At 51.9% G+C, this 11,818-nt stretch carries 13 protein-coding genes; all 13 read right to left on the reverse strand.

The window, feature by feature from the left end; translation table 11 throughout:
• Positions 1-1,925 (reverse strand): hypothetical protein (locus B3P58_RS11560; RefSeq protein ID WP_286717649.1); only part of this gene is annotated, 1,925 nt, incomplete at its 3' end.
• Positions 1,926-1,950: 25 nt separating this feature from the next.
• On the reverse strand, positions 1,951-2,469 hold the full coding sequence (locus B3P58_RS11565; RefSeq protein WP_145468827.1) for a hypothetical protein: 519 nt from the start codon (positions 2,467-2,469) through the stop codon (positions 1,951-1,953).
• Positions 2,466-2,948 (reverse strand): peroxiredoxin family protein, encoded by a 483-nt coding sequence (locus B3P58_RS11570; protein WP_225692778.1) that lies wholly within the window; start codon positions 2,946-2,948, stop codon positions 2,466-2,468. Before B3P58_RS11570 ends, B3P58_RS11565 begins: the two co-directional genes overlap by 4 nt.
• A gap of 8 nt (positions 2,949-2,956) precedes the next feature.
• The gene (locus B3P58_RS11575) at positions 2,957-3,562 is read right to left on the reverse strand and encodes a hypothetical protein (protein ID WP_225692779.1); all 606 of its coding nucleotides are present in this window, start codon (positions 3,560-3,562) and stop codon (positions 2,957-2,959) included.
• Positions 3,559-4,233: a hypothetical protein gene (locus B3P58_RS11580; protein WP_286717652.1), complete on the reverse strand. Its 675-nt coding sequence runs from the start codon at positions 4,231-4,233 to the stop codon at positions 3,559-3,561. The genes B3P58_RS11575 and B3P58_RS11580 overlap by 4 nt, the downstream gene beginning before the upstream one ends.
• A 175-nt stretch (positions 4,234-4,408) precedes the next feature.
• The gene (locus B3P58_RS11585) at positions 4,409-5,590 is read right to left on the reverse strand and encodes a vWA domain-containing protein (RefSeq protein ID WP_286717654.1); all 1,182 of its coding nucleotides are present in this window, start codon (positions 5,588-5,590) and stop codon (positions 4,409-4,411) included.
• Between the two features lie 4 nt (positions 5,591-5,594).
• On the reverse strand, positions 5,595-6,437 hold the full coding sequence (locus B3P58_RS11590) for an AAA family ATPase (RefSeq protein ID WP_225692780.1): 843 nt from the start codon (positions 6,435-6,437) through the stop codon (positions 5,595-5,597).
• Positions 6,438-6,580: 143 nt separating this feature from the next.
• Entirely contained in the window at positions 6,581-8,815 is a 2,235-nt protein-coding gene (locus B3P58_RS11595; protein WP_230332057.1) for a VWA domain-containing protein, read from the reverse strand.
• A gap of 23 nt (positions 8,816-8,838) precedes the next feature.
• Complete coding sequence (locus B3P58_RS11600; protein WP_145468834.1) at positions 8,839-9,507, reverse strand: YEATS-associated helix-containing protein; 669 nt, start codon at positions 9,505-9,507, stop codon at positions 8,839-8,841.
• A 362-nt stretch (positions 9,508-9,869) separates the two neighbouring features.
• The gene (locus B3P58_RS11605) at positions 9,870-10,220 is read right to left on the reverse strand and encodes a hypothetical protein (RefSeq protein ID WP_230332056.1); all 351 of its coding nucleotides are present in this window, start codon (positions 10,218-10,220) and stop codon (positions 9,870-9,872) included.
• Complete coding sequence (locus B3P58_RS11610) at positions 10,208-10,648, reverse strand: YcgN family cysteine cluster protein (RefSeq protein ID WP_145468836.1); 441 nt, start codon at positions 10,646-10,648, stop codon at positions 10,208-10,210. The genes B3P58_RS11605 and B3P58_RS11610 overlap by 13 nt, the downstream gene beginning before the upstream one ends.
• A complete protein-coding gene (locus tag B3P58_RS11615; protein WP_145468837.1) occupies positions 10,645-10,929 on the reverse strand; it encodes a YcgL domain-containing protein in 285 nt (94 codons plus the stop codon). Before B3P58_RS11615 ends, B3P58_RS11610 begins: the two co-directional genes overlap by 4 nt.
• Positions 10,910-11,818: ribonuclease D (locus B3P58_RS11620; RefSeq protein ID WP_286717656.1), on the reverse strand; the 909-nt coding region annotated here is incomplete at its 5' end. The genes B3P58_RS11620 and B3P58_RS11615, both read right to left, overlap by 20 nt.

Below are 11,818 nucleotides of genomic sequence, written 5' to 3' on the forward strand. Positions count from 1 at the left end.
TGTAAGGAATCATCGTACAGACGTGCAATGGAGAGTCGTGCCTGCGCCAGATAGTCGGTGATTCTCACATCCAGTTCTGTCATATGGCGGGAAACATGAGCAATAATCTGCTCCCGTTGCTGTTCATGCAGTTGCTGCAGACGCTTTTCCTGTTGTTCAAGCAGGCGCTGTTGCTGAGCGACACGCTGCGGAAAGCCCTGCCAGCTGCTGTCTGCCCAGGTCAGTGCTGTACGGGTATTTTCCAGCTGTTCCAGCAAGGCAGAGGTAACGCCCTGCAATTGCCAATAATTTTTTTGTGCCTGCCACTGACGATCCGGCTTTTCTTCATAAATGCGCCACAGCTGCAGGCCGCGGCTGCGGCGCCAGCGTTCTTTATAAATACCCAGATCACGGGTTGGTGTATTCAGGCGCTGCAGAAATTCAATGCGTGGCACAACAGCTGCCAGGTGATCGACATTCTGCTGGTCAGCAACTGAAGCAAAGGCAAATACTTTTTTATCTTCCGCCTGTAAGCGCTGCTGCAAGGCGAGAACATCGCGTGTCAGTTCAGCCTGACGCTGTTCGAGACGCTGCAGTTTTTTATCTGCATTCAGCCCAGTCAGTTTTTGTTGGCGGTGTTGCAGCACCTCCTGCCACAACTTCAGATCCTGCTGCTGGCGGCGGACATCATTCATCATGCTGTTCAGATCATGCAGAGCCGAGGTCATCTGATTAAAATCGCGGTCATCCAGCAGATCCTGCAATGTTCTGGACAGCGCACCGTCGGGCATATCGCCAAGATTAACCCGTTGCCAGCCCCAGGATTGCCCTTGCTGCTGATTTTCCCACTCATTCAGCCAGGCTGAAATCTGTGGCCGGGCGTTTTGCTCCCGCAGAGTATCCAGCATGCCAAGCAAACGCTGCTCGACAAATTCGTAGGTTTTCAGCGATTGTGTGGTCGCATTCAGTAATTCAAGGGCGTGGGGCACCGCCAATACGGATTCGATAACCGCCGGGTGAAATTCGCTGAAACGCTGTTGCAGAATCCGCCACGGTTGCATGGCCTCTTCGTATTTCCACTGATCAACCAGCGACCAGCCATACTGCAATAATCCGGGCGCCGTAAATGCGCTGTCTAAACTGATCTGACGTAAATAAGCTTCAGCCTGACGGTATTTACCGGCATCCAGAGCATAAATACCGGCAACCAATAAAATTCTGTCTTTTAAGGAATGGCCTTCGTAGGTATCCGGCAAATAATACGTGGCTTCTTCGATTAATTTTTCCAGATCACGACTGACCGCATGCAGACGCATTAATGACAACATCTGGTTATAGCGGGCATAACCGCTCCAGATACCATCCTGGCTCATGGTTACCAGCACATCGTTGGCATCATGCATTCTGTCCTGTTCTGCCAGACTGGCAACCAGAATGAATTTTGCCTCTTCCCGATAGGCAGCATTTAATGCGCTGGCAGAACCGGCGGCTCCGCTATCCAGCTGTAAAGCCCGGCGGATACAGCGCTCGGATTTTTCCCATTCAGATTTTGCCTGCCAGCGCCGGGCCAGATGAAACCAGGCGTCTGCCGATGCTTCAGTGCCATAGGCTTCGGTATCAGCAAATAAAGCATCGGCATCGTCTTCAAGTCCGAGGGCCAGCAGAATAGCGGCCTTCATAACGGTCACTTCGGCGACCGTTCCGGCCTGACCATAAGTTTTCTGCATGCGATCAAGACTGACCAGTGCCTGCTGATAATTGTTGGTCAGGTAGTGATAATAAAATGCACCGCGCAGCAGACGCTGCTCTGCGCTTTCGGGCTGATTTCCACTGGAAATGCCTGCTGAGGATTGCACGGTAATGGCTTCTGCCGTGATATCCGTGTCAGCTGCATGGGTAACCGACAACAGGCACAGCATAGGAAGAAGCAGTAAATAATGTCGCATCAGAAAGTTGTCATCCGTACACCGGTTACCAGAATTTCAACTGCGCCGCGGCACTTTGCTGCTCGGCAACATCACTGACAACAAATTCAAGCAATAACGGTTTATCGGTTTTTTCTACCTGCTGCTCGACAACCAGTTCACGGTTTTGTCCAAGCTGATCCACACCACGGATAATTGCACGCAAATTGTGTTTGCCCGGCCCCAGATTAATATTAGCCAGTGGCTGAACAGCCCCCATACGCAAGGCCGCAACCTGTCGTTCGGTATAAATATGACGTACCGCCTCAAAACCCGCCCCACTGACTTCAATCGAAAGCGGTTCAAAAAATTCACCGTACGTCAGCGAAAAATAAAAGGCCGCACGGGTGGTTGCCGGACTGAGCAGATCTTCTTCCAGCTCGTACAGGTCTTTATTCAGCTCCAGCACCGAGCGTTTAACCTGAACAATATCGGCCGCAATATTGGCATTCTGTTGCTCTGCCTGCACTGGCATTGCCAGAATACCCAGCAGCGCACAGGCTGCCAGCAGTGATAATTTTTTCATTGTCCGTTCTCCGCACTGGCCTGCAACTGTTGCTCAGTCATCCATTGTGCCAGTGTCTTTTCAGTTTCGTCATAGTGCCCGGACAGCTCCCCCAGAATCAGGTGATCCAGCACGCCATCTTTATTAATCAGCATGATTGCCGGGCGGGGGTTAAATCCCCAGCTCTGAGACCAGTACTGGTCATTCAGCAATACCGGCAAGCGCATTTTCGGCGGCACATCATTTTTGTGCGGCGCCCAGATAAACCAGGCAACCAGTTGATCCAGAGCGTAACTTTCTGCCAGCAGCTGATAGCGCACCAGCTCTTCCTGACACTGGTTACAGCGATCCAGCCAGATCAGCATCACCGGCTTGCCACGTTGTTCTGCCAGACGCTGCCCCCAGCCACCAATGGCGGACGGCATAGAAAAATCGTCTACCAGCTGCCCCGGAGCCAGCGTATCTGCCGCGCTGAGTTCTTCAGCCTGCGCACTGATCACGCACAGACTCAGAAATAAGAGCCGAATGAAATGCCCCATTGCATACCCTTATTTACGTTCAGTTTATCCAGACGGCTGTCATCACTCTGATAGACACGCCATTCTGTTGCCAGCCAGTAGTCATCGCCCAGCAACTGCCAGGAAAAGGCCAGGCCAGTGTAGCGGCCGCTGCTGTCACCGGTATATTGCTCGCCCATCAGCCCTTCCACAGCAACCTGCCACGGGTAGCTTGTCCGGCCACTGAGACTGGCAGCACCCTGCAGAAAAGCGTACCCGGCGCCGCCGGCCAGTACATTGGCCTGTTCGCCGGACTCCAGTAAAACCTGGCCACTGCTGTTACGGATTTCGCTCTGATTAAAAGGAGCAAATTGTGCACTGCCGAGCAGATACCAGCGCTCTCCTGCAAACCAGCGGCCAGTAAAATTCAGCGCAGTGCGGCTGCTGAGATTATCCTGCGCCTGCTGGGCAACGCCAACACCCCAGCTGCCGTAGCGGCGGCTGATATTTTCAGATTTTTCCAGACCAGCCACTTTGATGCGTGGCTGGTATATATCGGTGGTTTCTGCGTTGACCAATAAAGGTACAGCCAACAAACAAAGGATCAGATACTTCATAAACTCAGATTCCAGATCAGCGCAACGGCCGTATGTGCAGATTGATCAGCGCCCAGCGCCTGTGAAGCCTGCAGACGCAGACGCAAATCCAGGCGTTTTTCCAGTGGCCAGACAACATCACCGGAAACCGTAAAAAGCGCCGTCGAGGTTTCCCGTCCGTTTTCATCCCAGTGGCGGCTACCCTGTTCATTGATCCCCAGCCCAAGGCCGGCAAAACCTCGCAGAGACCAGGCCGCATAACGGGAAAACACCTGTTCCAGCCCCAGTTCGGCACTTTGCCAGGCCTGTTCACCCGCATTGGCACGGGTAAAACGTGCAGCCAGACGATACTCATCCAGTGGATAGCTGACGCCCAGCTGCAGAGCCGTTTCACTGTTCCAACCGCCCTGTACCTGCCAGTTACCCGGACGCAGGGCATCCTTGAGATACCAGCGCTGGGCGCGGCTCAAACCGGATGACTCAGGCACCTGAGCGACCGGCAGCCAGCCCTGACGACGGCCATTGCTGAGCAGCAGCCATTCCCCCTGCAAACGCAGTGGTTGTAATTGTTCGGTGGAAGAAACTTCGAAGATAACAGGAAAGGCACTGCCCGGCCCTTTGCGCAGATACAGTTGTTCCTGTTGCGCCCACGACGGAGCACAGATCAGACAGAACGTGGTGATGTAGAGCATCTGTCTTACCCGGCGGGTAAGCAGACACCAAAGATTCCCCTGGACCAGCATTGGTCTAAAGCCCTTTTCATTTTTCTAGTTATGTGGGCATCCATGCCATCAGCGCGCCATTGTCCTATAAAGCGTGCCCCGCAATCAATCGGTACTTCCGTACAAACTAATGATTGCCACGCCCCTATTTACTGAGGTAGCGCATCGCTGTTTCCAGCCCTTTAAGCGTCAGCGGGTACATATGCTGATTTACAATTTCACGGATCGCCCCCAGCGACCCACCCTGACCCCAGTAAGACTCAGGGGCAGGATTCAGCCATACCAGCTTGCCGTAATGGTCCGCCATACGCTGCATCCAGACAGCCCCCGGCTCTTCATTCCAGTGTTCAACACTGCCACCGACGTGGGTTACTTCGTAAGGTGCCATCATGGCATCACCAACAAAGATCACTTTGTAGTCAGGTCCGAACTTGCGCAGGATATCCCAGGTGTCGGTACGCTGATTGTTACGACGGATATTGTTTTTCCAGACCGACTCATACAGGCAGTTATGGAAATAAAAGATCTCCATATGCTTGAACTCGGTGCGGGCGGCAGAGAACAACTCCTCGCAGACGCGCACGTGCGGATCCATTGAACCGCCGATATCAAAAAACAGCAGCACTTTGACCGAGTTGTGCCGCTCCGGCACCATCTTGATATCCAGAAAACCGGCATTGCGCGCAGTGGAAGCAATGGTGTCGCCCAGATCCAGCTCTTCTACCGAGCCCTGACGGGCAAATTTACGCAAACGGCGCAGCGCAACTTTGATATTGCGGATACCCAGCTCAATGCTGTCATCGAGGTCTTTGTAGTTGCGCTGTTCCCAGACCTTAATAGCCTTTTTATGACGCGACTTACCCTGCTCGATGCGGATACCTTCCGGGTTATAGCCGTTACCACCAAAGGCCGAAGTACCGCCGGTACCGATCATTTTATTGCCGCCCTGATGGCGCTTATGTTGCTCCTCAAGGCGCTTTTTAAACTCTTCGAGGACCTTATCCAGCCCGCCAAGCGCTTCGATTTTGGCCATTTCCTCTTCTGACAACATGCGTTCGAATTCCTTACGCATCCAGTCAACCGGAATATTGGCCTCTTCCATAAAGGAAGGCAGTGTATCCAGCCCTTGAAAATAAGCGGCGAAAGCCTTATCGAACTTATCGTAGTGCTTTTCGTCTTTTACCAGGCAGAGCCGGGCGAGCGCATAAAACTCGTCCAGATCGGCGAAAACCACATGGGCTTTAACCGCCTGCACAAGATCCAGATACTCGCGTACCGAACAGGGTACGCGGGCGTTACGGACGGTCTGGAAGAAATCAATCAGCATCGGATCAGCCTTTGCGACGACTCATAAAAGCCAGTTTTTCCAGCAACTGTACATCCTGCTCGTTTTTCAGCAGAGCGCCGTACAATGGCGGAATGGCTTTGCTGGTATCCGCATTGCGCAGTACGTCGGGGCCAATTTCGTCGGCCATCAGCAGTTTCAGCCAGTCAATAAGCTCTGAGGTGGAAGGCTTTTTCTTCAGGCCCGGTACTTTGCGCACATCGAAGAAAACATCCAGTGCATCACGCACCAGCTCAGCCTGAATGCGCGGAAAATGCACATCAACAATGGCTTTCATGGTGTCACGATCCGGGAAGTCGATGTAATGGAAGAAACAGCGGCGCAGGAACGCATCCGGCAGTTCTTTCTCATTATTACTGGTAATCAGGATGATCGGGCGGTGCTTGGCGACAATGCGCTCCTGTGTTTCATACACAAAGAACTCCATCTTATCGAGTTCCAGCAGCAGATCGTTCGGGAATTCGATGTCTGCCTTATCGATCTCATCGATCAGCAGCACCACTGGCTTATCGGCGGTAAAGGCCTGCCAAAGCTTACCTTTAACGATGTAGTTGGCAATATCGTGAACCTTGTCGACACCCAGCTGGGAGTCCCGCAGGCGTGATACCGCATCGTACTCGTACAGGCCCTGATGAGCTTTGGTTGTACTTTTGATGTGCCATTGGATGAGTTCGGTACCCAATGATTCGGCCAATTGCTCAGCCAACATGGTTTTTCCGGTACCAGGCTCCCCTTTCAGCAACAGCGGGCGCTGTAATGCGATTGCCGCATTAACCGCTAACTGCAGTTCCGGCGTTGCGACGTATTCCTGGGTGCCCTGAAACTTCATACAAACCTCTAAGTCATTCATTCGACAAAATAGGTCAGCAGTATAAGTAGGGGGGTGCTTATCAGCAAGGCATTAGCGGCCAGCAAAATGATACTGCCGGCCGGAGATCACCCTCGGTTATTCACTGAGGGTGTATTACGCAATCAGGCAGGTTTGTTCTCATCATCATCCGGAGATCCCGAAGAGGATTCATTATCAGCGTCAAACTCGCCCCAGTCGTCATCGGCGACCGGGTTTTCATCCGGGTCGATATCAAAATCATCGTCCAGCGAAACATTAATATCCGTATCCCCTCCCATCGATGACGGAGCCGATGACGGCAGCGGAATTTCTTCTTCTGACTCCCCATTAAAGGCATCGAAATCGCCGGCAAAGTCATCATCCGTCAAACCATCATGGGGCAGATCGTCAGGTAATCTATCATGGGAGGCAGGCGCCGCTGCCGAAGCAGCACTGCTCTGACGGCGTTTCATAAACCACCAGTAGCCGGCACCACCAAAGACCGCGAGGTTACCCAATGCCAACAGCAGGTAAACCCACCAGGCAATGCCCTCTTCTTCCTTCACCGGAGGCTCAACAACATCCTCCTGTTCAGCAAAGCGTTTTGCCAGATCTGGTTTAATGACTTCCGCAGCAGGCTCCTCAGCAGGTGCAGGTTTTTCCTCATCGGCAACCTGTGTCTGAATACTGGCATCAGGCCCGGTTTCCGGCATTTGCTCTGACTCGGGCATAGTCTGCGGCGGCACATCCACAGCAGCAGATTCTGCGTCAGACTCAGCTGCCGGAGCAGCAACCGCCGGCGCATCGGGATCAATCAGAGGAAACTCAACGCGGATATCATCCGGCTTGCTCTTGAACGTGGCTCCGCCCTTCGATACGCCACGAATATTCAGCACAATATCATACGCCCCCGGTCCTTTATCGGCGCGCAGCTCCAGAACCCAGGCCTGCTGGGCTGCATCAAATTCCATTGACTGAATGATGGAGCTTTCATCCGGGCTGCTGATTTTGGCGATTACCCGACTCAGCCCCGAATCAACATTAGCGCCTTCAGGAATAACACGGATTTCTACTTTCTGCTCCGCAGGCTGTGGCAGGATCTCAACCCGCAAAGGTTCCATCAACGTTGAACTTAATACCTGACGGCGCTGAAACGTACGGCCAATCGCATTGATCTCAAAGCGGTATTCCCCTACCTGCGACAGGCGGGTTAATGCCTCACGGAAAATACCATCAGTTGGCAGGTTTTCGGGATCTGACAATAACTTACTGCCTGAGCGGCCATCCGGTGCCGTTACTTTCAGACTGATGTCGGTCAGCCGCAGCAAAGCATCTTCGGCAACAATGCTTCCGGCATTTTTCAGAGCGATCTCCAATTCCAGCGGATTACCGGAAAACAGACTGACCGGCAGCCCTTCAACATTCAGCGTCAGGTCAGACAGAATCTGCACCCGGTTATCCGGATCAAGATCCGCATCCGCTACCCAGCTACCGGTCTGGGGCGACTGCACAGTAATCAGGTCAAAATTAACATCCTGATGCCAGCGTACAGCGCCCTCCGGTTGCGCATCTGCGTAGGTAATAACACTGCCATCCGGCTGGATAAGACGGGTTTCTTTGCCACCGCCTTTGCGGAATATCAGTGCCGTAAATTCTTTAACACTGGCATCAATATCAAAGCGGTTGTCATCCATTGGAACCTGTTCAACCGGCACCGCGCGATCAAAGGCTTTAAGAAAAGCCTTAAGTAACTCATCGGCACTGGATGCCTGCAGGAACAAGCCACCCGTTTCGAGCGAAATTTGCTGCAACAGACTCTTATCCGCACCATCCGACAAAGCCAGCGTATGAATACGGGCACCGGCAGCGGCATAAACGGGAAGAACTTCATTAAACAGGCGGGTTCTTTCTGCTGAATTAACCTGCTCAGCATTCTGGCCAGCCTCAGCCATATCGATTTTGCCATCGGTCAGCAGGATAACGCTGTGATTAAAACCGCTGTCTGCAGCTACTTTCCAGCTGGCTTTAGCAAGAGCCTCAGTGAGATTGGTGTGCAACCCAACAGAATTAACAGACTTCCCCTGTTCTTTTGCCGCATCACGCCAGGATTGGTTCACCGCCGCCAGCGGCACCAACATATTGACGTAACGGCCAAAGGTCCAGACACCAGCCTGCGACTGATCGGGTAATAACTCGACCAGCAGATTCAGCGCCGGAATACGCAGATTTTCAGGGTCTGTTTCCTTCATGCTGCCGGAAATATCGATAATGATCCGGACATCGGAAGGCTTGGCAGGAGATTCGGCCGCAGAAGATACGGCACAAAACGACAGGAGTGATACAAACATCACCCCCGACAGCCAACGATTAATCATCATAAATGCTCCCGGGGGTCAGACTATTACAGGTTAGATTCGAGTACGCGGCGGCCTTTCTCAGTAATGTGCCAGCGAACACCGTTTTTACCGCTGACTTTACCGGCCAGACTACGGGTTACCAGCACATGCAATGTTTTAAGAATGGTCGACTCTTCTTCATTCGCTTCACGACAAACCCCGGCCAGAGAACGGAAGATAAAACGTCCGCTGGAAAGAATTTTCAGCACATGGGTCGAGGTAACATCCAGCTCATCATTTACCTGAACCACCTGCGGATCTTCCTGTCCGGAGTCCTGTTCTGTTTCAGTATCGATTAATGGCAACAGCTCGCTCTGAATAATGCGCAGGTTTTGCTGCACTTCCTCTGAACGCTGCTTCGCTACCTGAGCTTCGTTGAGAATACGGTCGGACAGGTTGTCGATAAAGAAGCGGCTTAACAACGCTGAAATCAGACAAAAACCTGTAAAAATCAGTAAGCGTGACGGATCACCCTGACTTTCCAGAACAAGCTCACTGTTCACCATGTCCAGTACTACCGGCACCAGAAAAGAAGCACCCACACCAACCACAAGAAAACGTGGCAGACTTGCTGCATCAGGGTCTTTATCCCCATACAGATAATAATTTACCAGCCCCCCAAAAATGCCAGCCAACAGCATTACAGTTGCCAGAATGAAGATATGATTAGCCATGTTTCCAACCTCTCATCCGTTAGAGCGCAGACTCTGCTGCCCCTAATCCGATTACTCCACTGACGGAAAAACCCCAAGTTTAAGTACCGCTCCGGATTACGCCGGCCACCTGAGGACGACCGTCAGAAATACAGAACACTCCTGCATTAAAACTAGCAAAGTTTTATGGGTTAGCCAGAAAAGGAATAAAAAAAATCCCTGACTGGGCAAAATGCCGGATAGCAAAATTCCTGAACAGCCAGGGCAGAGAAAAAGAGCGAGGGGAAATACACTGAACAGCTGATTATTTATTAATCAATTCGTAGCCCTGCACATAGGGCGTACCGGATATAAAAAAGGCGCACACTGTGCGCCTTTTTATTTCATTCTGCCTGTAATCGGGCTCTGATCCAGAGCAACAACTGGCGCATACCCAACACCAGCACACCGAGACACAAAGCCGCCAGCAACCAGTTAAGTGCATACAAGGCAGCATTAACGCCTTCACTGATCGCCGTAAAGGGCAATACCACCAGTACGGGAGCGAAGTAATTGGAGTCCTGGGCAATAGGCGCTGGTGTAAACAACAACACGGCACCAATCATGCGCAAAAAACGCCGCACATCACTGTCAGCGGCCAGCCAGAAAAACATCCGGTTCCAGCACCAATAACCCACCAGAGCACATACCAGATAGACCGCCCAAAAGGGTAAGAACTGAATTATGCCTTCCATATAATACGATCCTGCCATTCATCTTCGGGAATCTGATCATCAGAAATCCCTTTATTCTGAATTGAAATACCCGCTTTATGCACCGACGCAGGGTCACCAGATACCAATGGATGCCAATCAAACAAAGGCTTTTTTTCCGCCAGCAGACGATAGGCACAGGTTTCAGGCAACCAGAAAAAGCTTTCGGCCTGCTCCGGACTTAGCCAGACACAGTTCGGCACTTTGATATTACGCTCCTGGTAAACCGTGCAACTGCAATTACTGGTATCCATATAACGACAGTGCACATCGGTGTAATACACCTCACCACTGTCTTCGTCTTCAAGTTTATGCAGACAACACAAGCCACAACCGTCACAGAGCGATTCCCACTCTGTACGACTCATCTCGCGCAGAGTTTTTTCTTTCCAGAAAGGTTGTGCGCTCATTCTTTGTCCAGTTTGCAGAACAGATCGAGCATGTAAGTTTCTTTGGCTGGCGGCATCTGCAAATAGAAACCCTGCTCATCCAGCGCCTTCAGAACCTTGTCGATATCGGCCCGGGCGAGTTTTTTCTCCGGCGTAAGAATCATGGTCATCGCCAGTTCTGGCTTACCAAATTGTTCAATCAAAGCATCCGGAACACGCGTCAACGCATCCTTACGGGATACGTAGAGGTAGGTTTCATCTTTCTTTTTCGTCTTGTAGACGTCACACAGTACTTTCGTCATGAGTCGGTTTTCTCAGCGAGATCACTCTCGTCTGATCCTGCAAAATCATCATTAAATAATCCCCTATTTCCGCTTTGCGCCAACCACTGAGGCTTTCCGGCAATTTAAAGGGACCATTCGGGTATCCGGAGCGGATTAACGCCTCCAGTGCTTTTTTGCGCGCCAGTAAATCTGGTGGAACATCGAGTAATTCCGCCTTACTGACCACGGCTTCTTTAAGTAATTTCAGCCACTGTCCGGCCTGGGGCGACAGTGGTTTATCCAACTGTTTTGGCCACAGGCTTTTATCCATAGCCTGTACCTGACTGACAATATCCAGCAGCGTCTTGCCATCTTCCCTTACCGCCTGAGGGCGCATTCCGGCTTTAACCAGCTGATCCCGGTTACGGGGTTTAAAGCGCGCAATATTCCACAAGCTGTTGTCATCAACGACTTTGCTGCGCGGAACATTACGCTCACGCGCCTGCTGTTCGCGCCACAACACCAGATGCTGCAGCAGCAATAATTCCTGCGGGCGTAACTTCCAGGCCAACTTAACCCGGCGAAAATACAGGTTCGCTTTTTCGGATTTTTCCGATGTATTCAGCAAACGTTCGCAATCTTCTGCAAGCCAGGATTGCCGGCCCAGTTTTTTCAGCAGTGAAATCAGCTTCGGATACAGACGGTATAAATAATGAACATCGGCAACGGCATAGCTGATTTGCTCCTCACGCAGAGGGCGCATTAACCAGTTTGAGCGTGTCTCTTCTTTCGGCAGATTAATATTCAGCACCTCTTTAACCAGGCGCTGAAAACCCATCGAAGCCCCAAGCCCGGCCATAGCCCCACCAATCTGAGTATCCGCCAGCGGCGATGGCACAACCCCGGTCAGACGACGGCATACTTCCAG

The organism is Thalassolituus sp. UBA2009, from assembly GCF_002335285.1.
GTDB classification, from domain to species: domain Bacteria; phylum Pseudomonadota; class Gammaproteobacteria; order Pseudomonadales; family Oceanobacteraceae; genus Venatoribacter; species Venatoribacter alkanivorans.